The 21,800-nt window shown below is 65.3% G+C and carries 18 protein-coding genes; 6 read left to right on the forward strand and 12 right to left on the reverse strand.

Annotated features, from left to right (window positions below; all coding sequences use genetic code 11):
* Positions 1 to 123: 123 nt before the first annotated feature.
* Together LFT44_RS04175 and LFT44_RS04180 are read left to right on the forward strand one after the other, a co-directional pair.
* Entirely contained in the window at positions 124 to 2,610 is a 2,487-nt protein-coding gene (locus LFT44_RS04175) for a Tex family protein (protein WP_236801251.1), read from the forward strand.
* Between the two features lie 46 nt (positions 2,611 to 2,656).
* A complete protein-coding gene (locus LFT44_RS04180; protein WP_236801252.1) occupies positions 2,657 to 3,010 on the forward strand; it encodes a hypothetical protein in 354 nt (117 codons plus the stop codon).
* Here LFT44_RS04180 and LFT44_RS04185 read toward each other — a convergent pair.
* From LFT44_RS04185 to LFT44_RS04220, 8 genes are all read right to left on the reverse strand, one after another.
* Positions 3,007 to 3,813 carry a YqjF family protein gene (locus LFT44_RS04185; protein ID WP_236801253.1) on the reverse strand — a complete coding sequence of 269 codons (807 nt, stop codon included), beginning with the start codon at positions 3,811 to 3,813 and terminating at the stop codon, positions 3,007 to 3,009. The genes LFT44_RS04180 and LFT44_RS04185 overlap by 4 nt on opposite strands.
* Positions 3,814 to 3,876: 63 nt before the next feature.
* Positions 3,877 to 4,656, reverse strand: coding sequence for an isocitrate lyase/PEP mutase family protein (locus tag LFT44_RS04190; RefSeq protein WP_236801254.1), 780 nt, complete (start codon positions 4,654 to 4,656; stop codon positions 3,877 to 3,879).
* A 34-nt stretch (positions 4,657 to 4,690) separates the two neighbouring features.
* A complete protein-coding gene (locus LFT44_RS04195) occupies positions 4,691 to 5,527 on the reverse strand; it encodes an HNH endonuclease signature motif containing protein (RefSeq protein WP_336885637.1) in 837 nt (278 codons plus the stop codon).
* Between the two features lie 15 nt (positions 5,528 to 5,542).
* A protein-coding gene (locus LFT44_RS04200; protein ID WP_236801255.1) for an IS3 family transposase occupies positions 5,543 to 6,738 on the reverse strand; the annotation gives its coding sequence in 2 pieces (ribosomal slippage) (positions 5,543 to 6,471 and positions 6,471 to 6,738; 1,197 coding nt in all).
* 33 nt (positions 6,739 to 6,771) lie between these two features.
* On the reverse strand, positions 6,772 to 7,875 hold the full coding sequence (locus LFT44_RS04205) for a DUF222 domain-containing protein (protein WP_236801256.1): 1,104 nt from the start codon (positions 7,873 to 7,875) through the stop codon (positions 6,772 to 6,774).
* Between the two features lie 74 nt (positions 7,876 to 7,949).
* Positions 7,950 to 8,345 (reverse strand): DUF1622 domain-containing protein, encoded by a 396-nt coding sequence (locus LFT44_RS04210; protein ID WP_236801257.1) that lies wholly within the window; start codon positions 8,343 to 8,345, stop codon positions 7,950 to 7,952.
* A gap of 70 nt (positions 8,346 to 8,415) precedes the next feature.
* On the reverse strand, positions 8,416 to 9,276 hold the full coding sequence (locus LFT44_RS04215) for an SDR family oxidoreductase (protein ID WP_236801258.1): 861 nt from the start codon (positions 9,274 to 9,276) through the stop codon (positions 8,416 to 8,418).
* Between the two features lie 3 nt (positions 9,277 to 9,279).
* Entirely contained in the window at positions 9,280 to 10,200 is a 921-nt protein-coding gene (locus LFT44_RS04220) for an MSMEG_6728 family protein (RefSeq protein ID WP_236801259.1), read from the reverse strand.
* Positions 10,201 to 10,356: 156 nt separating this feature from the next.
* Here LFT44_RS04220 and LFT44_RS04225 point away from each other — a divergent pair, with 156 nt between their 5' ends.
* On the forward strand, positions 10,357 to 10,944 hold the full coding sequence (locus tag LFT44_RS04225; RefSeq protein WP_236801260.1) for a hypothetical protein: 588 nt from the start codon (positions 10,357 to 10,359) through the stop codon (positions 10,942 to 10,944).
* Positions 10,945 to 11,127: 183 nt separating this feature from the next.
* Here LFT44_RS04225 and LFT44_RS04230 read toward each other — a convergent pair whose 3' ends face one another.
* Entirely contained in the window at positions 11,128 to 11,784 is a 657-nt protein-coding gene (locus LFT44_RS04230) for a LysM peptidoglycan-binding domain-containing protein (RefSeq protein WP_236801261.1), read from the reverse strand.
* A gap of 311 nt (positions 11,785 to 12,095) precedes the next feature.
* Here LFT44_RS04230 and LFT44_RS04235 point away from each other — a divergent pair, with 311 nt between their 5' ends.
* From LFT44_RS04235 to LFT44_RS04245, 3 genes are all read left to right on the forward strand, one after another.
* A complete protein-coding gene (locus LFT44_RS04235; RefSeq protein ID WP_236801262.1) occupies positions 12,096 to 13,157 on the forward strand; it encodes an adenosine deaminase in 1,062 nt (353 codons plus the stop codon).
* A 261-nt stretch (positions 13,158 to 13,418) separates the two neighbouring features.
* Positions 13,419 to 14,372, forward strand: coding sequence for a pullulanase X25 domain-containing protein (locus tag LFT44_RS04240; protein WP_236801263.1), 954 nt, complete (start codon positions 13,419 to 13,421; stop codon positions 14,370 to 14,372).
* Positions 14,373 to 14,468: 96 nt separating this feature from the next.
* Positions 14,469 to 14,780: an acylphosphatase gene (locus tag LFT44_RS04245; RefSeq protein ID WP_236801264.1), complete on the forward strand. Its 312-nt coding sequence runs from the start codon at positions 14,469 to 14,471 to the stop codon at positions 14,778 to 14,780.
* A 102-nt stretch (positions 14,781 to 14,882) separates the two neighbouring features.
* Here the strand turns inward: LFT44_RS04245 and LFT44_RS04250 are convergent, their stop codons facing one another.
* The 3 genes from LFT44_RS04250 to LFT44_RS04260 all read right to left on the reverse strand — a co-directional run bounded on the left by LFT44_RS04250 (position 14,883) and on the right by LFT44_RS04260 (position 21,716).
* Positions 14,883 to 18,575, reverse strand: coding sequence for a TM0106 family RecB-like putative nuclease (locus tag LFT44_RS04250; RefSeq protein WP_236801265.1), 3,693 nt, complete (start codon positions 18,573 to 18,575; stop codon positions 14,883 to 14,885).
* A 161-nt stretch (positions 18,576 to 18,736) separates the two neighbouring features.
* Positions 18,737 to 19,942, reverse strand: coding sequence for a TerC family protein (locus LFT44_RS04255; RefSeq protein ID WP_236801266.1), 1,206 nt, complete (start codon positions 19,940 to 19,942; stop codon positions 18,737 to 18,739).
* A gap of 37 nt (positions 19,943 to 19,979) precedes the next feature.
* A complete protein-coding gene (locus LFT44_RS04260; RefSeq protein ID WP_236801267.1) occupies positions 19,980 to 21,716 on the reverse strand; it encodes a RecQ family ATP-dependent DNA helicase in 1,737 nt (578 codons plus the stop codon).
* Between the last annotated feature and the right edge of the window lie 84 nt (positions 21,717 to 21,800).

Below are 21,800 nucleotides of genomic sequence, written 5' to 3' on the forward strand. Positions count from 1 at the left end.
CACTAACGGCATGTCCACTACAGCACTTCGTCGGCTCTAACGGAATACCCTCTGCAAACCCCGATATCCACATGAAGACGCCCTCCGGTGGAGCCCGGCAGGTCGGTAAGGCAAAATGTTCTGGTGACCCAACTGCCTGCGCCTTCCCCGATTTCCGCACCCTCCCACGCATCAGGGGAGGACGCGGTCTTTGCCCAGATTGCCGCCGAGCTGGGGGTCAAGGCGTGGCAGGTGAAGGCGGCCGTCGACCTGCTCGACGGCGGCTCCACGGTTCCGTTCATCGCTAGGTACCGCAAGGAAGCCACCGGGACGCTGGACGACACCCAGCTCCGGAACCTCGACGAGCGGCTCCGCTACCTCCGCGAGCTGGCGGACCGCCGTCGTTCCGTCCTCGAAGCGATTGAAGCGCAAGGGCTGCTGACGCCGGAACTGCGCAAGGCAGTCCTGGCTGCCGATACCAAGTCACGGCTCGAAGACATCTACCTGCCGTTCAAGTCCAAGCGCCGGACCAAGGCCCAGATGGCGCGTGAGGCGGGTCTGGAGCCGCTCGCGGACGTGCTGCTGAAGCGGCCGGACCTGGACCCCGAACGCGAAGCCGCCAAGTACCTCAACAACGAGCACTCCGTAGCCGACGCCGCCACGGCGTTGGCCGGTGCCCGGGCCATCCTGGTGGAGCGGGTGGCTCAGGATCCCGACCTCGCAGCCAACCTGCGGGACCGGATGTGGATGCAGGGCCGGATGGTCTCACGCGTCAAGAAGGGCAAGGAGGCTGAAGGGCAGAAGTTCGCCGACTACTTCGAGTTCGCGCAGGCCCCGGAACGGATGCCGTCGCACCGCGTGCTGGCGCTGTTCCGCGGGGAGAAGGACGGCATTCTTGAGTTGGATCTTGCAGAAGCAGATCCAGCGGACGACGCCGCCCTTTCCGCCGCGCGCGCCCGCTACGAGTCCGCGGTGGCCAGGTTCCTCGGCGTCGCCGACCGCGGCCGTCCCGCCGACGCGTGGCTGATGCAGACAGCCCAGGTTGCTTGGCGCTCCCGCGTGCTGGCCCGCCTTACTTCTGACCTTCGTGCCAGGCTGTTTGCGGCGGCGGAGGACGAAGCGGTCCGGGTGTTCGCCGCCAACCTTCGCGACGTGCTGCTGGCCGCACCGGCCGGAAATCGCGCCACCCTTGGCCTCGACCCCGGGCTGCGCACCGGGGTGAAGGTCGCAGTGGTGGACGGCACCGGGAAGGTCGTAGCCACTGTCACCGTCTACCCGCACGCTCCCGCCCGCAAGTGGGACGAAGCCCTGGCCACCCTGGTGCGTTTGGCGCGGCAGCACGCCGTCGAACTTGTGGCGATTGGCAACGGGACGGCATCGCGTGAGACGGATAAGTTGGCTGCCGAATTGATCAAGCTGCTGCCGGAGGTGGACCGGAAACCGCAGAAACTGGTGGTGTCCGAGGCCGGCGCCTCCGTCTACTCCGCCTCGGCGCTCGCCGCCGCCGAACTGCCGGGAATGGACGTTTCGCTTCGCGGTGCCGTCTCCATTGCGCGCCGCCTGCAGGATCCGCTCGCCGAACTCGTCAAGATCGATCCCAAGTCCATCGGCGTGGGCCAGTACCAGCACGACGTCACGGCCTCGAAACTGGATCGGAGCCTTGATGCAGTGGTGGAGGATTGCGTGAACGCCGTGGGAGTGGATGTGAACACCGCATCGCCCGCACTGTTGAGCCGGGTGGCCGGTGTCGGGCCCCTGCTGAGCGAAAACATTGTGGCCTATCGGAACGAACATGGCCCCTTCAACAAGCGGACCGACCTCAAGAAGGTGCCGCGGCTGGGCGCCAAGGCATTCGAGCAGTGCGCCGGCTTCCTTCGAATCACCGGGGGAGCGGATCCCCTTGATGCATCCAGCGTCCACCCGGAGGCGTACGCGGTGGCCAGGAAGATCCGGGCGGCTGCCGGGTCGGCGCCGGCGTCGTCCTTAGACCCGCAAAAGTTCGTGGATGACACGTTCGGCCTGCCAACGGTCCAGGACATCCTCATAGAGCTGGACAAACCGGGCCGAGACCCCCGGCCCGCCTTTGCTGCCGCCACCTTCTCGGAGGGGATCGAAAAGATCTCGGACCTGCGGCCGGGCATGATCCTTGAGGGAACGGTGACCAACGTTGCCGCTTTCGGTGCCTTCGTGGATGTGGGCGTCCACCAGGACGGGCTGGTCCATGTCTCTGCCCTGGCCAACCGTTTTGTGTCCGATCCGCGCGAGGTGGTGAAGTCTGGCCAGGTGGTCCGTGTGAAGGTCGTGGAGGCTGATCCGGAGCGGAAACGCATTTCGTTGACGTTGAGGCTCGACGACGAATCAGCCGGCGGCGGCGCAGGTTCCGGGCGGCGCACGGGAGATGGCAGCGGTGGACAGGCCGGTGCAGGACGTGGCGGTGCGGGACAAGAAGGGCGAGGCAATGGCGGGGGAGCAGGTGGCCAAAAGGTTGATCGCGGCGGACGCCAGGACCGGCAACAGCAAGGCAAGCAGTCCCCGCGTGCAGCAGGCGGTAATAACCGTGCGACCCCAAAGCCGCAGCCCATTGACACTGCAATGGCCGAGGCTTTGAGGAAGGCCGGGTTGGGCAAGTAGCTTCTGAGGGACTTTGGCAGGGGTGGCTTTTCTGCAAGGGTGGGGTATGACCTATTTCCTGGAGTACACCGTTCCTGCCGCCCCCGGCGATGACGAGTTCGAGTTCCCTCACGACGAGATCAATTCCGGCGACACGGTCCCGCTGACCCAGACGAAGGCCGAAGTGGTGCACACACCGGATCTTCCGGCCCGCACCGGCATCATCGGCGCAACGGTGCCCGAGGCGAAGCTGGAAGCTGAGCAGTTGATCACCCACAGCCGGGCATCGGAAGCATCCCTCTACTTCGACCCGTCCAACTCCCTGCAGGCGGGCGTCGGTACCTTGGTGAGCACGTTTACCGAAGGCCAAGGTTGGCAGGACGCCCAGGGAGCGCCGGATCCCCAGGACGCAACCTTCTAGCCGCCGGCGCCCAGCAGGCGGGGTCGTCCAAACCGTGTCCTGACTCCCGGCGAGTAGCGGACCGATTCCGGCGGCCCGTTCACGTTGATGCCGGCTGCCGCAACCAATCCATCGCTGAGCTGGTGGATGTCTGCCTCAAAAAGCGGCCAATCGTGGTGGCTGTTCGGAACGTATATGGATTTGCCGCGGAAGCGGCCGTGCATGCCGAACCTTGCAGTCAGGAAGATCGATAGTGGATCGCTGGCTGCGACGTGCAGCTTTGGGACGACCCCGAAGTCGCTTTGTGCAGCGCTGCTGCCAAACCGGTGGACGGAGTATTCGGTAGGAAGTTCACCTGTGCTGCCGGCATCGGTCCTGGAGCCGTCATGCTGGCGCCTGTTATCGCTGCCCGGAAAGGCTGGCCATTGCCGGATCTGCGACCACACGTAGGGAATTCCGGCCGTCCGCGTTGCGACAACGACTGGGAGGCGGTTCGCGTCCAGGCTCAGGAACACCACCCCACGGGTCCCGTCCGGCTCGCGGGAGTAGAGCCGGACGTTGACCTCATTGAAGCTTCCCAGGTAGGGAATGCCGGGGCCGTGGCCGAGTCCCGCCTGCACCATGCGAAATCCAATGAGCCCAACCCAGGAACTGCCGTCGAACATATCCGGTTGAACCCCACATGGCATGAACTTGGCCGCCACTGCCTCCGGAATTCGCCAGTGGAGGAACACGGCATCAAGCCACCGCTGGTCGGAGAATACCGGCCTTGGTAATTCTGTCGGGCGAGGCCACAGTTCTGCGGCGCTCAAGTTCTCCGTCAAGGTTCCACCACTCCTTCCTCCAATCAGCCGCTGGCGCTTGAAGTTCGACGGCTGCGGTTTCAGCTAGTTCAAAGGCCGCGTGTCCTCGGGAAGCTGGCCACCTGCGAGGAGCTCTGCGGCTGCGTCGGCGAGGGCTGTCAGGGCCACTCTCTGTGTCCATGGACCGTACGAGATGCGCGCAACGCCCAGTTCCTGCAGCTTGGCCGGCGGAAGCGAACCCGGGACGTTGATGACCGAGATCTTGTTCCAGCCGATGCCTTCTACCAGCGCTGTGATCGTTGGCTGGTCCAGCAGCCCCGGGACAAAGACCGTGGTGGCGCCTACGTCCAGGAACGCCCTGCCGCGTTCGATGGCATCCAAAAGTACATCTTCAGGCGCACGGTCCTTGCCCTTCAGGAACGCATCGGTCCTCGCATTCAGGACGAAATCGATTCCTTCTGCAGCACCGGCATGAACGACGGCAGCCATCTGGTTCACGGCGTCCGTCAGCGGCCGCATCTGGTCCTCGATGTTGGCCCCCACAATTCCGACGCCAATTGCCTTGCGCGTGGTCTCGCCCGGATTGCCGTAACCGGATTCAAGGTCGGCGCTCACGGGCAGATGGGTGGCCGCAGCTATGCGGCCGACGAAGCTGATCATTTCGTCGACGGGAATGTTCTCGCCGTCCTCGTAGCCAAGGGTGGCGGCGATGGAGTGGCTGGCCGTTGCAAGGGCAGTGGTTCCCGGAATCTCCGTAATGACTTTGGCAGTGATGGCATCCCACACATTGACCATTTGAAGAATCTCCGGGGCTTGGTGCAGACGGAGCAGTTCAGTGGCTTTGGCGCTGCTGGTTTCAGTCATGGGTGAAGCCTAACCCGACTGCTTTGGGCAGGTTTCATTTTTGTGGGTGGGGTGGTGGTGGTGGTTTGAAGTAGTGGTTTTGTTGGGGTGTTTGGTTGGGGTCGAGGTGGGGTGGGGGGATAAAAGTGGGTGTGTGGTGGACGGTGGTGATGGTCCATTGTTCTTTGTGGATGAGGTGGTGGTGGTGGCTGCAGAGCAGGACGCCGTTGTTGATGGTGGTGGGTCCTTCGTGTGACCAGTAGGTGATGTGGTGGGCTTCGCACCAGGGGGCGGGGATGGTGCAGTTGGGGAAGGCGCAGCCTTGGTCGCGGGCGGTGAGGGCCAGGCGTTGGGCGGGGGTGAAGAGGCGGGTTTTGCGGCCGAGGTCGAGGATTTCGCTGTTGGTGCCCAGGAGGGCGGGGATGATGTCGGCGTCGCATGCGGTTTTGCGCAAGGTGGCGGCGGCGACGGGCCCGGTGAACATGAAGGTGCCGGTCCCGGTTCCTGTCCCGGCGCCTGTACGTGCCGCTGTCCCGGTGGTTGTGTTCGTTCCGGGTTCTGCTGTTGTTGGTCCTGATTTTCCGGCGGGGGTGGTGGCGTTGGCTGGGAATAGGTCTTGGTAGTGGATCGTGGCGATGATTTGGGGGCGGTTGCCGCCGGTGGTGGGCAGGGTGTTGGTGGTGAGGGCGGCTTTGGCGGCGGTGACCAGGCCGTCGAGTTGTTTTTGGGCGCGGGTGCGCCGGTCCAGGTCCGGCAGGTTGGTGTGCCATGTTGCGCTGCCCGTTGCCGTGCTCCCCTCGGTGCCTGTGCCTGTGCCCGTGCCTGTGCAGCCTTCAGTTCCCGTGCCCGCCCTGTCGGCTGTGTCATTCCCTGTGCTTGGGGTTGCCCGCAAGTCGTGGACAGTTGATCAGGCGGCTTGTACCGGCTGAGATTGTGCCGTGGTGAGCAGCAGCTCATGCTCCACGGGGGTGTTGTAGCCCAGGGCTGAGTGGAGCCGGGCACGGTTGTAGAACTCCTCGATCCAGCGGCCGGTGGCCCGGATTGCGTCCTGCCTCGTTGCCCAGCGCCGCCGGTCGTAGAACTCGGCTTTCAAGGTGGACCAGAACGATTCCTGCATCGCGTTGTCCCAACACACGCCCGTCCTGCCAACAGACTGGCGGATACCCAGCCCTGCGCAGACATCATTGAGCTGGGTGGAGGTGTACTGGGTGCCCCGGTCGGCATGGAAGACCACACCGTCCGGGCCGCTACCGCGCAGGACGTGGGCCATCCGCAGCGCCCGCTCGACCAGGCTGGTGGTTTGGGTGGAGTCCATCGCCCATCCGATCACGCGTCGGGAGCAGGCGTCCCTGATGGCACACAAATACACCCAGCCTTCATCGGTGCGCAGGTAGGTGATGTCCGAGATCCAGACCGCATCCAAGGCCCCGGTGTCCCACTTCCTGGCCACCAGATCCGGGATCGAATGGACCCTGACCCCGCCGATCGGGGCGACCGGCCGGAACCGCCGCGGCGAGACCCCTTCCAGGCCCTGCCGGCGCATCGAGGACGCCACCGTCTTCCGGTCAACACCGGTCCCGTTCCTTGCCAGCACGGCCCGGACCCTGGGTGCCCCGTAAACCCCGGTCGAGTCCGCATGGGCACGCCGGACCTTTGCGTCCAGTTCCGCCCGCTCAACGGCCCGCACCGACGCTGCGGAGCTTCGCCTCCGCCAGGCATAAAACCCGGACCGGGACACCCCCAACAGCCGGGCCATCCGCTGGACGGGGTAGTTAGCCTTCTCGGCCTCCATCAGTTCGAAGCATTCCGATTCTGCTGCTTGGAGGCGAAGAAGGCTGCGGCTTTTCCCAAGAACTCGTTATCCATCCGCAGCTGCGCGTTTTCCCGGCGCAAACGCTCCAGCTCCGACTTCTCCGACTCCGCCGCGGCGAACTCCTCAGGAGCGGCCAAACGCGCCCTCTCCTGGGCCACCCACCGGCCGAGCAACTGCTCACCCAGCCCCAGTTCCCGGGCCACCGGCGCGACCGGCCTACCCGTATCGATGACAAGCCGCGCCGCCTCCCGCCGATACTCAGGAGTGAATTTACGTCGTGTCGTGCTCACAAGAACACCTTCCCGCAGAATCCCAGGATCCCGCTACTTCAGGTGTCCACCAACAGAGGCTAACCCCACTGTGCTTGGGCTGGTGTTGCCGGTGGTGGTGCGGGGGTTGGTGGCGGTGTTCATGACGGTGAGGAGGTGTTCGTATTGGTCGGTGGTGGCGAAGATTTCGAGGTGGTGCAGGCCGTGGCGGGGTTTGCGGATGAAGGCGCCTTGGGTGTGGCGGAGGGCTTCTTCGGTGGGTTCGGTGCCGTCGGCGTCGATGGTGTCGGTCCAGCGTTGGGCCAGGCGGGTGAGGAAGTCGGGGTCGGTGGTTGTGGCGGCTGTGGTGAGGTGGTGTTCGATCCGGTCCAGGGTCTCTTCGGTGGTGTGGTGGCGGAGCCGGTCCAGGGTGGCGGTGATGATGGTCGCTGCGTGCGAGGACACCGCCGGTCCCGGCCCGGTTTCGATGGTGGTCCCCTCGACGGTGGTTGCGGTTTCGGTGTTGTTCCCGGTGGGGGTGAGGGCGGCGGCGAGGTGTGGCCGGGTTGGTGGGAGTGGTTCGCCGGTGATGCTGGTGCCGGGCAGGACGTGGTGGGCGAGGGTGAGGCGGCGGCGGGCTTCGCGGATGGGGATCTGCAGGCGCAGGCGGAGGAACTCTGCGGTGTTCCGGCACCCGTCATCGGCCGGGGAGGTGTGCGGGGTTTCGGTGGCGTTGAGGGTTTCGACGCCGTTGTCGTCCGACCCGGTGATCCAGCCCGTGGACCGGCCTGCGGAGGACGAGGCTGCGCGGGACTGGGCTGCGCGGGACCGGCCTGCCCGGGTTTTGGCGGCTGCGGCGTCGTTGATGGCCTGGGTTCGGGCCCGATCCACAGCCCCGGCTGCGAGGAGTTGAAGGTACTCGATGGAGCGGGCAAGGCCCTCGACCCGGGCGGCGAAATCTGCAGCTTCGGCATGGCTGGCGGTTGCCAGCAGGCCGGGGGCGGCCAAGGCAGCGGCTGCCAGCTGTGCGGCCAGCCCGTCCAACACGTCCTGCTGGCCGGGCCCCGAGGCTGATGGCTGTAAAGGTTCCTCGCTGGGGACCGGGTGAAGGTGGGCCGGGCGCGGCAGCCGACTGCCGGCGTCGTACGCCCTCCCAAGATCTTCCCCAATGGCCTCCATGACCCCACTCTGCCAGCCATCACCGACAATCAAGAGACCCCAAAACCGCTATGTGGAAAACCCAGTCAAGAGCCTTAGGTTGCTGTTGCGGTGGAGTCGGAACGGGCTGGCGGTGCTTCCTTTTGCCATGGCCACCGCCCCGTAATTTCCAGCTCCAGTGAGAAGCTGAGGAACGTCCGGATCAGCACGATGATGGCCAGCACCCCGACGCTGGAAAAGGTGGGCGTTACGGCAACGGTACGGATGATGTCGGCAGCCACGAGCAGTTCAAGGCCCAGCAGGATGGACCGGCCCAGCAGCTGGCGATAGGAGCGGTAGAAGCTCAGTTTCTCCGCCCCCGCTGGAAGCCGCCGCGGCTGGTGGCCGCGGATTGCCATCGGGAGGGAGGCCACCGCCCCGATCACCATGACCGCAACGCCTGCGAAGTCGACCAGCTGCCCAACCGTCTCAATAATTTGCCGAAATTCCATGCCCTGCCTCAACTCAGGCCAGGTGTCCCCATGGCCAGCCTGGCAGCGATCAAAAGAACGGCGAACTTACTCACGGATGGCGCACGCCGTTCCCCGCTATAACATCCCTGTACCCTTCCCTGAATGTGGGAAACGTGAAGGCAAAGCCCGTGCTGCGAAGGAGATGGTTACCGCAGCGTTTGTTTCCCCCGCGGGCAGGTCCGGCGTCACCCAGGCGGGGTGAAGGAAGGCTTAGTTCGTCCGCCAGGAAGCGCAACACCGTTCCCAGATCGGCTGGTTCGTTGTCCACCCCCACGTATACGGGCGCTGGCCCGGCATCCATTGTTGCCAAATGCACCAGGGCCGCCGCGGCGTCGTCCCGATGGATCCGATTGGTGTAGCGCACGTCTTCAGGAATGACAGCCGACCCCGACTTCACCTGGTCGATCAGCCGAGTCCGTCCCGGCCCATAGATGCCACCCAGCCTGAGCGAGATGCCGGCAGTGGTGGTTCCGGCAAGCCTGGCCTGCAGAAGGTCTTCGGCCTCCACCAGCACCCGGCCGGAGAAACCACCGGGGTTGGGTGGCGTGGACTCGTCGACCCAGCCACCACCCGCATCACCGTAGACCGCGGTGGAGGAGACGAAGATGATGCGGCGAGGTGCCACTCCGTCGCGTTCGAGTGCATCCAGGACGTTTGCTATTCCGCGTACATACGCAGAGCGGTATGCCTCTTCCGTCGGGGAGTCGGCCGCCACGGCAATGACGACGGCGGAGATGTCTGCGGGGACGGCCGGCAGTTGCGTAGACGCGAGGTCAGCCGCGGCACCTTCGATGGCTGCCGGCAGTTTTGCAGGGGAACGGCGCCACCCCACAACGCGGTGGCCCAAAGCGGCGAACCGCAAGCCCGCCTCGGTGCCCAGGTCGCCGCATCCTGCCAGGAGAATCGTCATGGCCTACGGGGCCTCCACCGGGAAGAACACGCGGGGGTCCTGCAGCAGGGCCGGGTACGTGAACGCGGAGCGGTCGATGATTTCCGTGACCTCGAAATTCCTGCCGAAGCGGCCGTCGTCGAGGGTGATGGGCCGGCCCACCACCTGTCCCACCGCGAACCTGGCCCCGTTCTCGAACGGAACCGCTACCGGCGTCTTTCCCGGGAGGGTCCGGAACGCTTCCTCCTGTGCCAGCCGTTTGCGGGTGGGCTTCTTCGCCTGGGGCTTGGGCGGGGCCTTCTTGGGCGCGCGGGACGGACGGCGGGAGTCGTCGTCCACGTAAACGGGGGAGTAGCCGTGGTCGTCCGCGGACATGGCGGCCGCGGCAGCAGCGGCTCGGTTCACCGGAGGAAGTGCCACCGTGGTGAGGGACTGCGGATCCACGTCCTCATACGGTTCCCGCAGGATCCACAGGATGTCCCCTTCCGGCTCCTCCGGCAGGAATTCGTGCCGGGGTTCCGGCCAGACGTAGTCCATGTCCGGAATGGCGTCCGGGAACACTGAGGAGTAAAACTTCGGTTCCTTGTGGACCAGCTTGGAACGGTGGCTTAGGTGGAAGTCCGGATCACCGAGCCACGGCGGCATGATGATCTTCGCGGCATAGTCCGGGTGGGCTGCCTGCGGTGCGAACTCGGCAATGTTGGCGCGGGTGTTGTCCGGGTGGCCGCGCTCAATCCATTCGTCCACCATCGCCAGTCCGTACATGGTGAGGGCAGGCACGTGGCCCATCCACATCCGGATCGCCGGGTGGGTCTGCCAGCCGTAGCCCGGAATCACCAGGGCGCGGAGGGTTTGCAGCGCTTCGACCCGCTGCTTGCCCAACCGCGCGGTGTCCAGGGCTGCGGCGCTTTGGCGGAAGTCAGGGTACGGGAGAAAGGTTTGCATCCATTCAGTCTGACGGTCCCAGCCGGAAGTGCCAATTGGAGTGCCGGCGGCCACAGGCAGAGAGTGCATGTGTCCAAATAATGGACGGCTGCATACGTGTCCCAGGTTAAACCACTAAGATCACCGCAACCACCCCCGCGTTTTGGAAGCCCTCTCATGACATTTACACCTGACAAAGCCGTCACCCCTGCCCCCGCTGCCCTTCCCCGCTATGGACAAATGCTCGGTCCGGAAGCCCAGGGCATCCTGGTTCTGGACGAATTCATCATCGATCCCGCCGCTGCACGCAAAGACCAGCACCGCTTCCGCGACGGCATGGCCGCCGTCGCCCGGACGATGCGCCGCATTGCCGCCCTTCGCGTGGTCATCGCACTGGTAGCCATCGCCAACCTGCCCCTGTTCCTTCTCTCCAGCGGCTGGTGGATCTACGGCGTTTCGCTCGCGCTGGTAGTTGCAGTCCACACCGCAGTGACACTGCTCAACCGGCACGAGCCGCGACTCAAGCAGCAGTCCGCCTTGGAGCTTCACATGCACCGCGAGCGCAGCGCCAACTACCGCAAGGTGCGCGACGCCGTGAAGTACATGATCGATACCCCCAGCCGCATGAACGAGCACCTTTACCTGGAGTTGCTCGCCGTCAAGCGGGTTGCACTGAACCTGGCGCACGGCACCGTGGCACTGCTGGACACCAGCGACGACTCCGCCTGGAAGGTGCGCATCGTCCGCGAACTGCCCGCCAGCTGACCGTCAGCCGACGGCCGCCCATCACGGCAGCGGCTGAGGAATTAAAAGAACGACGCCGGCACATCCCTTGTGGGGGTGTGCCGGCGTCGTGCTTTGGTCAACGGAATTTGTCTATCGCCGACCTGTCTGTGTCGCCTTGGGAAGGCGGGGCGCCCAGGGGCGCTTGTGTTGCTGCGTCCGCTGTTAGGCGGGAAGCTGGATGACCTGGCCTGCGAACACGAGGTTCGGGTCTGCAATGGTGTCCAGGTTGGCGTCGGCAAGGTGCTGCCATCCGCCCTGGATGCCCAGCTTCTGGGCAACGATGCTCAAGGTATCTCCGGCCTGGAGGGTGTAGGTCTCGCCGCTGAGGGCAACGGAGGTGGCGTGCCGCGGCGCCGGTGCCTGCTGGACCGGAGCGCTCTGGACCTGCGTGGCCTGGACGGGTGCACTCTGGACCGGGGCGCTCCGAACGGGAGCGCTTTGGACAGGTGCACTCTGGACCGGGGCTCCGCCGCCACCGCTCAGTCCGAGCTGGGACGAGCAGGACGGCCAGGCGCCCCAGCCCTGGGAAGCCTGGACCCGCTCGGCTACTGCTATCTGCTGTTCGCGGCTGGCGTTCTCGGGAGATCCCGTTCCGCCGTAGGCCGACCAGGTGCTGGAAGTGAACTGCAGGCCGCCGGAGAAACCGTTGCCCGTGTTGATAGACCAGTTACCGCCGCTCTCGCACTGGGCCAGCGCGTCCCAGGTGGAGGTGGGTGTGGCTGCGTTGGCCGCTGTGGCTGAAAGGGCCAAACCTGCCGCGGAGACGGCGGCCAAGGTGACTCCGCGGCGCGCGGCAGTACGGAATTTGGTGTTTTTCATGATGGTGATGCTCCTGAAGGCCACCAACGCTGGCTCCGTCCCCGGAGGTTATCGCGACACTGCCCACCCCTGACGATATCGAGGTCACTGTCGGTGGCTGCCGCTGGGCAGTTCTGGTGGAGGCAGCACCGGGCAATCAAAGAGCCCGCCAGGCGGGCATGTGTTTCACGCTAGGACATCGCCCGGCCGTTATCAAATCGAGATTGAAGCAGGCGTGTTGGCTGTGGCGCCAAGCACGTCGATGCTGTGCCTAACACCCGGTGCAAGCTTTCGCGCAGGCGCGAAAGCGGGACGGGCACTATCCTGACCGGATGGACAACTTTCCCGGTGGCAGCACCATGCCCGAAACCGAAACGGAACTCGCGGAATCCGCGGTCCCTGCCAAGCCCCTTCCGGTGGCCGAACTGCACCTGCACATCGAGGGCACGCTGCAGCCCGAGCTCATCTTTGCCCTGGCCGAACGCAACGGCATTTCCCTGCCCTACTCCGGACTGGATGAGCTGCGCCAGAAGTACGAGTTCACCGACCTGCAGTCCTTCCTGGACCTCTACTACGCCAACATGGCGGTGCTCCAAACCGAGCAGGACTTTGCGGACATGACGCGCGCCTACCTGGAGCGCGCCGCTGCCGCGGGCGTCCGGCACGCCGAAATCATGATGGACCCGCAGGCGCACCTCTCGCGCGGCATCCCCCTGGAGGCATGCGTCAACGGCGTGGCCTCGGTGCTGGCAACCTCCGAGGAGGAGTACGGGATCTCCACCATGCTCATCGCGGCCTTCCTGCGCGACCTGCCGGAGGACTCGGCACTGGAGGTCCTGGGCCAGCTGTTGGCCATGAACGCACCCATCGGTGCCATCGGCCTGGACTCGGCCGAAGTGGGAAACCCGCCGTCCAAGTTCGAGCGGCTGTACGCGAAGGCGCGTGAAGCGGGCCTGCGGTTGACGGCGCACGCGGGGGAGGAGGGCCCGGCGTCGTACATCACCGAAGCCCTGGACCTCCTGGGTGTGGAACGGATCGATCACGGCATCCGCTGCATGGACGACCCCGACCTCGTAGAGCGCCTCGTGGACGAGCGTATTCCCCTGACCGTTTGCCCCTTGTCCAACGTCCGGCTCCGCGCCGTTGACACCCTGGCGGACCATCCGTTGCCGGCCATGCTCGCGGCGGGACTCAATGTTTCGGTCAACTCGGACGATCCCGCCTACTTCGGCGGCTACGTGGGTGACAACTTCGCGCAGCTGACCGCCGTGTTCGACCTCTCCGATTTTGACAAGGCGCGGTTGGCAGCGAACTCGATCCACTCCTCCTTTGCTTCCGACGAGCGCAAGGCGGAACTGCTGGCCGAACTTAACGGCAGGGAGCTGTCCGACTGACGGCTGCTGTGTCGGGCGCAACAGCCGGGCTTTCTGCCCGGTAAACTAGGTGCCGCAGGCGTGTCTGGGGAGTGCAAGGCAGCACCCATGTCGGCGCTTCAGGGTTATGCAGCCAGCTCTTACCCGAGACCTCCGCCTCACTTGCGGCACCATCCGCTTCACAGACGGTCACGACACGCAGAGTTAACCAATTAAAGTCGCGCGATTTAATGGGTAGTTGGCAAGATGCCTAAGACCGATCGCTTTTATATAAGGGGAATCATGGCCAAGTCCACCGCAGAAAACACTTACCTTCGGCTCAAGACCGTGCTGGATGTCCTGACCGAAGGCGTGTGGTCCGGCGATGCACTGAATGCTGGCCAGGTCCTGGCGGAAGCAACCGCCCGCGTGCCGTTCAACGAGCATGAGGCCGAACTCCTCAGTGGCGGCATCCCGCGTGGCCACAAGACCCTCACCTCGGCAACCGCCAAGCTGGTCAAGGCGGGCTGGCTGATCAAGGGCCGCTCGGGCTGGACCATCACCGAGGATGGCATGCGGGCCACCGTTGCCTTCCCGGATGTGGACTCCTTTGCGGCAGCGCTCGACGCCGGCACTCCGGTCCCTGCGGACACTCCCGTTCCCACGGCTCCCGAGGGCTTTGTCCGCCCGGTTTCAGCCGCTGCGGCAACGTTGGAGGTTCCGGCCAAGGAGGAAGCTCCCAAGAAGGCCGCCAAGAAGGCACCGGCGAAGAAGGCAGCTTCCGCTGTGGGCAAGGCAGCCAAGGCACTCGAAGAGGCCGTGGAGCCCGTGGTGAAGGCCGTCCGCAAGGGCAAGTCTGCGGCCAAGGACAAGACCGAGGCTGTTGCTGCCCCTGCCGAAACCTCCCCAGCGGCCGGCGCTGCTGAGCCGTTCGAGGGCCCTGATGTTGAAACCCTGCCGCAGCCCGAGGCTGTGGCCGTCGCCGGTGACTTCAACACCATCCTGGGTGCGCCCGAGGACTGGGCACCGCAGTACGACGAAGCCCAGATGGAGTTCGACTTCCTTGACCAGCTGTGGAAGAAGAGCGCCGAGCTTCCCGCCGGTTACTACACCTTCAAAATTGCCCTCAACCGTTCGTGGGATGAGAACTACGGCGCCTTCGGCACGTTCGACGGCCCCAACCACGAACTGCACCACGCCGGTGGCACCGTAACCATCCGCTACAACCACGCCACCCGCGACATCACCATCAACTAAGCCTCGTGTGCCCAACCGGGCAGCGGTTACTGCCGATTCAAACGGCACCTGCCGCTGCCTGGTTGGGCACGCCGATGTTTCCATAGGAGGCCCGGCATGGGCAGGCACGAACGCACGCAGGACGGCCCAACGCAGGATAGCGTGCGGCTGGACGCCCGCGTGTTCGGCATGGTCCAAGGCGTGGGCTTCCGTTACTGGACGATGGGTACGGCGGAGGACCTTGGATTATCAGGTGAGGTAAAGAACCTCAACGACGGTTCGGTATCCGTGGTTGCCGAGGGTCCCCGGCCACAAGTCCATAAACTGCTGGACTGGCTGAACTCGGGCCGGACTCCCGGCCGGGTGGAGCGGGTGGATGATGCCATCTCCGAAGCCAAGGGGAATTTCCGCGGCTTCCGGGTGGGCTGACTGAACCGGCCTCGCTCCAACAAGGCGGCTCGCTCAACCTTGGTCCCGCCAATTCCGTGCCCTTGCCGAGCGCTCGTCGATGGGCCCATAGGACTCCGATGGCTATTCCCGCGGGCTCAGGCCGATGAACGCTCCCAGCTCCTCCACGGCCGCAGGCTTGTGCGGCATGTAGCTGGTGAGCTCCGGGGACCGGACGATGACTGCCCGCCACTGGCCACGGGATACAGCCACGTTCATGCGGTTCCGGTTCAGCAGGAATTCTGCGCCCCGAGGTGCCTCGGCCACCGCCGAGCAGGCCATCGAAACCAACACCACGGGTGCCTCTTGACCCTGGAACTTGTCCACGGTGCCCACCCGAACCTCCGGCAGTGCGGCCTCTGCCAGGTGCCTTCGGATTAGGTGAACCTGGGCGTTGTAAGCGGCCACCACAAGCAGGTTCTGCTGCTCCAGGGGGCGGGCCTCGCTGCCGGCACCGGCAGTCCACTTGAGGCCGAGATGGCGTTGGACCTGCCGCACCACTTCGTCGGCCTCTTCCTTGGACGCCGTGGTGTTGCCGGTGTGGTTGACGAAGACGGTCTCCACCCCCGGTGCCATCCCCTCCAGTTCGCGGTGGGCCGCGGCCGGAGCCGACTTCAGCTTTCCCTCGTAGCTGAGGATGGACACGGCGCGGCACAGCTCCGGGTGCATGCGCCAGCTGTCGGCGAGGAAGTAGCCCAGGGCCGCGGGAAGGGTGGCGTGCCCGGCGGCGAGCCAGCCGAGGGCGGACTCATCCACGGGTTCGGGGTGGGCTCCTTGGGAAACCTGCGGGAGCTGCTGGGGGTCACCCAGCAGGAGCAGTCGATTACCCGCGCGGCTGACCGCAAGTGTGTTGGCCAACGAGAACTGGCCGGCCTCATCAATGACCAGGAGATCGAGCGAGCCGGCGGGGACCTCCTTGCCGGTCATGGTCCATGCGGTGCCACCCACCAAACATCCGCCAGGTGACGACAGCAGGCGGGCTACGTCGCCTTCGGAGGTGAGCGTCCAGGGAACATCGTGGGGGGACACCAGTTTCTTGGCCACCACGTGAGGATCCACTCCGCCGGTCTCGATGGAGCGGCACAGAAGGTTTTCCACGACGTTGTGGGACTGGGCAACGACGCCGATCTTCCAGCCTTCAGCGATGAGCCTGCCGATCACATGGGCCCCGACGAAGGTCTTGCCCGTCCCCGGCGGCCCCTGTACCGCCAGGTAGGAGTTGTCCAGGTCCCGCAGGGATTCAGTAATGGCCCCCGCGTAATCGGCCGCACCATCACTGCCATGCAGTACGTCGGCCGGTCCCTTGAGGGAGCGGAACCGCGGCGGGAGCTTGCGCAGGATATCCAGTCCCGGCTGCGCGGGGAGGGACGGGACTGAGGAGCCGACGGCGCGCGCAATTTCCGCGATGGCGGCCTCGATGTTGTCCGTGGCGATGGGTTTGTCCTCGGTGAGGGCCACTGGAAGGTGCGCGTAGGCAGCAACTTTTCCGGTCTCACGCTCGGCGATGGTGATCAGGGCGTGCCCGGGATTGTCGGGCGCGGCCTCCAGCTCATGGATCCTGGTTCCGAAGGTGTAGGCCCTGGTGCCGGGAAGCGCATCGGGGGCAAGCATTCCGTCGGGCCCCGGCGGGTCGTACAGCCGGCACCAGTTGGAGTCGGCGCGGAAATCAGAGCCCTCGGTCATGGTGCCGCGCAGCTTCAGAAGCCGGGTGCGCATCCGTTCCCTTGGCTTTGCCAGGGCCCAGTCCGAAACGACTTCGGCAGAATCAACCACGAAGACGTTCCGTTGGTCGGACCAGTTATCCATCGGTGCCTCGACCCGGTCGAAGTGCTGCCACCAGAACTGCTTGCGTTCGCGCCGGTGGTACCCCGTGGCGGCGGCCACCATGGCAATGGCACGTTCGTCATTAGTCCAGGGGCGATTGTCCGGCAGGGCAGCCAGGTATGCACGCAGCTTGCCCTCCTCCGGTGTCTCCTCAACCGGCGTAGCGTCACCCTCCGCATTACCGGCAATGCCCGCTAGTTCGGCCGGACCGGCTTCGGGACCACTGGCGCCTGCACCAAGCCCGCCTTTATCCACCGCTCCTGCCGTCCGGCCGCGCTTCAGGGAAGCAGCACCGGCTTCCTCTCCCAGCTGGAGCAGCCAGTCCCGCAGCCGCAGTGTGGAGAGGCAGTCGTACTGGTTGTACTCGGAGATGGAAGCCAGGATGGCGGCCGCATCGTCCTGGCGCCCTTCTTCACGGGCGGCGCAATAGGCGGCGTAGGCAACCACCGAGGCTCCAGCGTCCTTGACGTCCCCCGAGCGCAGGTTGTCTCCCATGTAAAGCGGCTCAAGCTTCTTGATGGAATACGACGCCTCCGAGATCCGGATGGAATGCCGCACCGTGGCGTAGAGGTCCACCAGCAGCCCCTGCCGCAGCCAGTCATCCACCGTCTCCTCGCCGGCCTGGTGGGCGAGGGAAAGGTTCCTTAGCGCAGTCTTTTCGTACGGGGCGTAGTGGTACACGTGCATGTCCGGGTAGGTGGCGCGGCGTTTCTCCACATACTCCAGGAAGTCGAGGAAGGCGCGGCGTTCGCCGGAGCGGGAGTGCGCCCAAAACGGACGGAACACTGGATGGTCTTCAGCCCCCGCTACCGGGGCCTCGATGACGCCAAAGAGGTACTCGATGCCCCAGGCGCCGGTGGCAGGATCCTGCCACAGCGGATCGCCTTCGAAGTCGAAGAAGATGTCGCCGGCGCTTGGTGTCGGAAGGGACCCGATCACATTCTCCTGAAGAACGGTGTAGGAGACCGTGTGCGGTTCACCATCCTTAACGTAGGTGCGGGACCCCGCCGGCTCATCCAGGCCCAGCTGCATCCGGGCCTGGGCGCGGAGCCGGACCACGGAGTTCTTTGCGTCCGCGGCCGGCATGGCCGCCAGTTCATCGACGGTGCTGACGTTGGCTTCGTGAAGTTTCCGCCGCTGGACAACGGACATGCCTGCCACCATCAGCAGGTCCCTGTGCAGCTTGACCTGCTCGGCGCAGTAGTCGCAGCGTCCGCAGTGCACGATGCCGGGCTGCTGCCACTGCACCGGGGTATCGCCCGCGCGGTGGTCTGAGGTGAGCTGGCGGAAGCGCCGGCGCCGCTCCCGGAACAGCGGCAGCAGGTCGGGCAGTGAGTGGCTGCTGCGCAGCCAGTCGTCGCCCACCCGGGTGCCCAGGACGAGGGTGACCACCGGCGACGGTTCCAGCCCCATGCCCAGGAGTTGGTCGCCGTACGCGGCAAGCTGAAGGAGGGCCCCTGCCTTGGCGTGCCGGGCGAGTTTGGTGTCCCAGACCTCGTACCGCCCAGGGTTTCCCGTTCCGGCGGCCTCGTTGACCAGGAAGTCTGCGTAGCCCAGGAATTCGCCGTCGAAGAAGGTGGCCTGGAACACCACGTCCGCACCGGACCGGAGCGCCAGTTCGGTTTCCGCGTGCTTTGCCTGCAGCTCGCCGCGGAGGTTTTCGCCGCGCTCCAGCGAGTAGACGCCCGAGCCCCGGCTGGCGTCCCACTCGCCGTACTTCGCCACCAGGCTGGCAAGCACCGTCTGCTCGTGCCGGTCGCCCAGCTCACCCGCGCGCTTTTGCATCTCGTCAACGGCGAACTCTGCCTTGGGGGCACGGCCCAGCTTTTCGTCCAGGATCCGGAGCGTGCGGTACTCACACTCGGAGGCAGCCACCAGGTCACTGGCCGAAAAGACCAGGTCCGGTGGCGAACCGGAGTCAGTTTCAACACCGGCAGCGTGGAGCAGAAACACGGGGCCTCCCCAATGACAGCCGGACCCGGAGACGGTTTCCGTGGCCCTGTTTTCGTGGCTGGAACAAACGTAGCAAGAGGGACTGACAAAGACCGGGCAGGCCCTCAACAACAACGGACCCGGGCGTGAACGCCAGGCCCGTCTTGGCAAAAGCCGGCAGGTCAGCTTTCAGCTGCGGCTGCCCGGACCTGGGCCTTGTCATGTTCCGCGTGGGCCTTGCGGATCAAGTCCATGAACTCGGTCTCGTTGCGGACCAGGCGCTTGTACTTTTCCGGGAGCTTGCGGATCTGGGTCTCCTCCCGGCACATCCTGGCGAAGATCTTGTCGCGTTCGGCCATGTCTGTTTCGTAATTGAGGTCCAGGTATTCGGTGGCGTGCCGCCTGGCCCCGGACACGGCGTTCTTGGCCTTGCCCTTGGGGCTGAAGATGGACGCGAGGATGGTCACCACCAGGACACCCAGGATGACGCCCAGGGAGACTCCGGTGCTGACTTCCACCACGTTGACGTGTTCGCCGTCGTTGATGAACGGGAGGGTGTTTTCGTGCAGGGCGTGCAGGATGAGCTTCACGCCAATAAAGCCGAGGATGACCGCCAGCCCGTAGGAGAGGAAGATCAGCCGGTCCAGCAGGCCGTCGATCAGGAAGAACAGTTGGCGCAGGCCCATCAGCGAGAACGCAGTGGCGGTGAAGACGACGAACACGTTCTGGGTGAGGCCGAAGATCGCCGGAATGGAGTCCAGGGCGAACAGGATGTCCGTGCCGCCGATGGCCACCATCACCAAGAGCATCGGAGTCAGGACCCGCTTGCCGTTCTCCACAGTGAAGAGCTTGTCGCCGTCGTAGTGCTGCGACGCCGGCAGGAACTTCCGGGCGAGCCGGACCACCAGGCCTTCGGAGTCGTCGTCGTCGTGGCTGTCCGGCTTGAGCAGGTTGCCCGCAGTTACCAGCAGGATGAGCCCGAAGATGTAGAACACCCAGGCGAAGCTGTTGATCAGTGCCGCACCCAGGAAGATGAACGCCGTGCGCGCGATCAGGGAGAACACAATGCCGAACAGCAGCACCTTTTGCTGGTCGGCCCGCGGTACTTTGAAGCTGGCCATGATGATGAGGAAAACGAAGAGGTTGTCCACGGACAACGCCTTCTCCGTGACATAGCCGGCAAAGTACTCGGTGCCCATGTCGGGGCCGCCAAACAGCAGTACCCCCAGCCCGAACAGCACGGCAATTCCCACATAGATCGCCGACCAGGTGGCCGATTCCTTGATAGTGGGGGTGTGGGCCTTCCGGACGTGGAAGAAGAAGTCGAAGGCCAGCAGCCCCACGATTCCCGCAATGGTCAGGGTCCAGGCAAACGCAGGTACTTCCACGCGGGGGGCCTTTCGTTGGAGGGTCCCCCCAGCCTACCTAAGCGGGCTTCAGGAGTTGGTTTTCCACGACGGCGGACCGGGACAGGGTCTTGTACCCTTCCTGCTCGAAGAGCACGGTGATCACATCGTCCTCGTGCCGCATGACCAGGCCTGGCCCCCATTCCTTGTGGACCACTGCTGACTGGAGCGGGAACGGCTCATCGCCGGCACCGGAAGCCGGTGCGCCGCCGTCGGACGCTGCACCCTGCTGTTTCCTGCCGGCCTTCTTGTTCGCCTGCTTCTTGTCCGGCTTGCCTTCCTTCGCTGCGTCAACGGGAGCGGCGGCAGCGGCAGCGCAGCCGTCACAGTTGCCGCAGGGCTCGGGCAGGTCCTCGCCGAAGTAGCCCAGCAGGAACTGCCGGCGGCAGCCGTCCGTCTCCGCGTACGCGCGCATCATGGTGAGGCGGGACTGGTCCACCCGCTGGCGGGCTTCGGCGAGTTCGACGGCGTCACTTACCAAGGTGGGCAGCTTGGCTTTGGACGTCAGCCGGACGCCGCGCTTGCCAACAGCCACCGCACCGATCTCCTCCAGCTGGTTCACCAGGCCCGTGACGCGGCGGGGCTTGAACCCCGTCAGCTCCGCGAGGGAGGACTTTGGCGTGGCGGCGTGCGCAGCCTTGAGTGCCTTCAGCACCGCGAGGAGGGAGTCGGGGTCGGGGGAGTGGGTGCCGAAGAATTTGCGCAGCCCCAGGTCCTCAGAGCGGTAGTGCAGGACGGCGGAGGCAGGCTCGCCGTCCCTGCCTGCCCGGCCGATCTCCTGGTAGTAGGAATCCAGCGATTCCGGGATGTCGGCGTGGACCACAAAGCGGACGTTCGGTTTGTCGATACCCATCCCGAAGGCAGTGGTGGCCACCACCACGTCCAGCTTGTCGTCCAGGAACAGCTCGTGGATGTGTTCGCGGTCCCCGGCCGAACGGCCCGCGTGGTAGGCCTCGGCGCGGAGCCCCTCCTTGGCCAGCTTGGCGGCGTACTTCTCCGTGTCCTTGCGGGTGGCGGCGTAAAGGAGCCCCTGTCCTTTCCTGGCCAGGTCCGCAACCTGCTCCAGCACCGCTTTGCGCTTGCCCTTGTCCTCGTGGTGCCGGACAACGTCAAGGCGGATGTTGGGCCTGTCGAAGCCGCGGACCAGGACCAGCGGGTCCTTCATCCCCAGCCTCTCCACGATCTCGTCCCGCACCGGCGGGGAAGCCGTGGCGGTCAGGGCTGCCACGGGCGGGTTACCCAGTTGCTCGCGGACATTGCCCAGGGCAAGGTAGTCCGGGCGGAAGTCATGGCCCCAGGACGAAACACAATGTGCTTCGTCCACCACGAACAGCGAAATGTCCAGGGCCTTGATACGGTCCACAGTTGATTGCTTAGCCAGCTGCTCCGGGGCAAGGAACACGAACACGGCCTTGCCGTCCTCAACGGCGTTCCACGAAGCTTCGACGTCGGCGTCGCTGTGCGAGGAGTTGATTGCCACTGCCGCATCGGTGCCCAGGTCCTGGGACAGCCCGTCCAGCTGGTCTTCCTGTAGGGCAATCAGCGGTGAAACCACGACGGCGGGACGTCCGGTCTGCTGGTGCAGGTGCAGTGCCGCGACCTGGTAGATGGCGGATTTCCCGTAGCCGGTGGGCATCACAGCCAGGACATCGCGGCCGTCCACGAGGGCGGCCATGCCGGTCAATTGGCCGTCCCGGAGGTGGGGGAGGGAGAAGGCTGATTCAGCAAGGGCCCGGAGGGCAGGTTTGTCGGACATGAAACGGGCTCCGCAGGCAAGAAGAGAGAGCGGCCGCTTGCTTCAGCCGTAGCAACCACCCTACGCCAGCCCCGCCCCGCCGTC

Source organism: Arthrobacter sp. FW306-05-C (assembly GCF_021801725.1).
Lineage (GTDB): Bacteria > Actinomycetota > Actinomycetes > Actinomycetales > Micrococcaceae > Arthrobacter.

What these genes read in the sequence shown, in the direction of transcription:
- LFT44_RS04180 (WP_236801252.1), top strand. Translation starts at nt 2,657, where the DNA reads ATGACCTATTTCCTGGAGTACACCGTTCCTGCCGCCCCCGGCGATGAC.
- LFT44_RS04190 (WP_236801254.1), bottom strand. Translation starts at nt 4,656, where the DNA reads ATGACTGAAACCAGCAGCGCCAAAGCCACTGAACTGCTCCGTCTGCAC.
- LFT44_RS04205 (WP_236801256.1), bottom strand. Translation starts at nt 7,875, where the DNA reads ATGGAGGCCATTGGGGAAGATCTTGGGAGGGCGTACGACGCCGGCAGT.
- LFT44_RS04210 (WP_236801257.1), bottom strand. Translation starts at nt 8,345, where the DNA reads ATGGAATTTCGGCAAATTATTGAGACGGTTGGGCAGCTGGTCGACTTC.
- LFT44_RS04215 (WP_236801258.1), bottom strand. Translation starts at nt 9,276, where the DNA reads ATGACGATTCTCCTGGCAGGATGCGGCGACCTGGGCACCGAGGCGGGC.
- LFT44_RS04220 (WP_236801259.1), bottom strand. Translation starts at nt 10,200, where the DNA reads ATGCAAACCTTTCTCCCGTACCCTGACTTCCGCCAAAGCGCCGCAGCC.
- LFT44_RS04225 (WP_236801260.1), top strand. Translation starts at nt 10,357, where the DNA reads ATGACATTTACACCTGACAAAGCCGTCACCCCTGCCCCCGCTGCCCTT.
- LFT44_RS04230 (WP_236801261.1), bottom strand. Translation starts at nt 11,784, where the DNA reads ATGAAAAACACCAAATTCCGTACTGCCGCGCGCCGCGGAGTCACCTTG.
- LFT44_RS04235 (WP_236801262.1), top strand. Translation starts at nt 12,096, where the DNA reads ATGGACAACTTTCCCGGTGGCAGCACCATGCCCGAAACCGAAACGGAA.
- LFT44_RS04240 (WP_236801263.1), top strand. Translation starts at nt 13,419, where the DNA reads ATGGCCAAGTCCACCGCAGAAAACACTTACCTTCGGCTCAAGACCGTG.
- LFT44_RS04245 (WP_236801264.1), top strand. Translation starts at nt 14,469, where the DNA reads ATGGGCAGGCACGAACGCACGCAGGACGGCCCAACGCAGGATAGCGTG.
- LFT44_RS04260 (WP_236801267.1), bottom strand. Translation starts at nt 21,716, where the DNA reads ATGTCCGACAAACCTGCCCTCCGGGCCCTTGCTGAATCAGCCTTCTCC.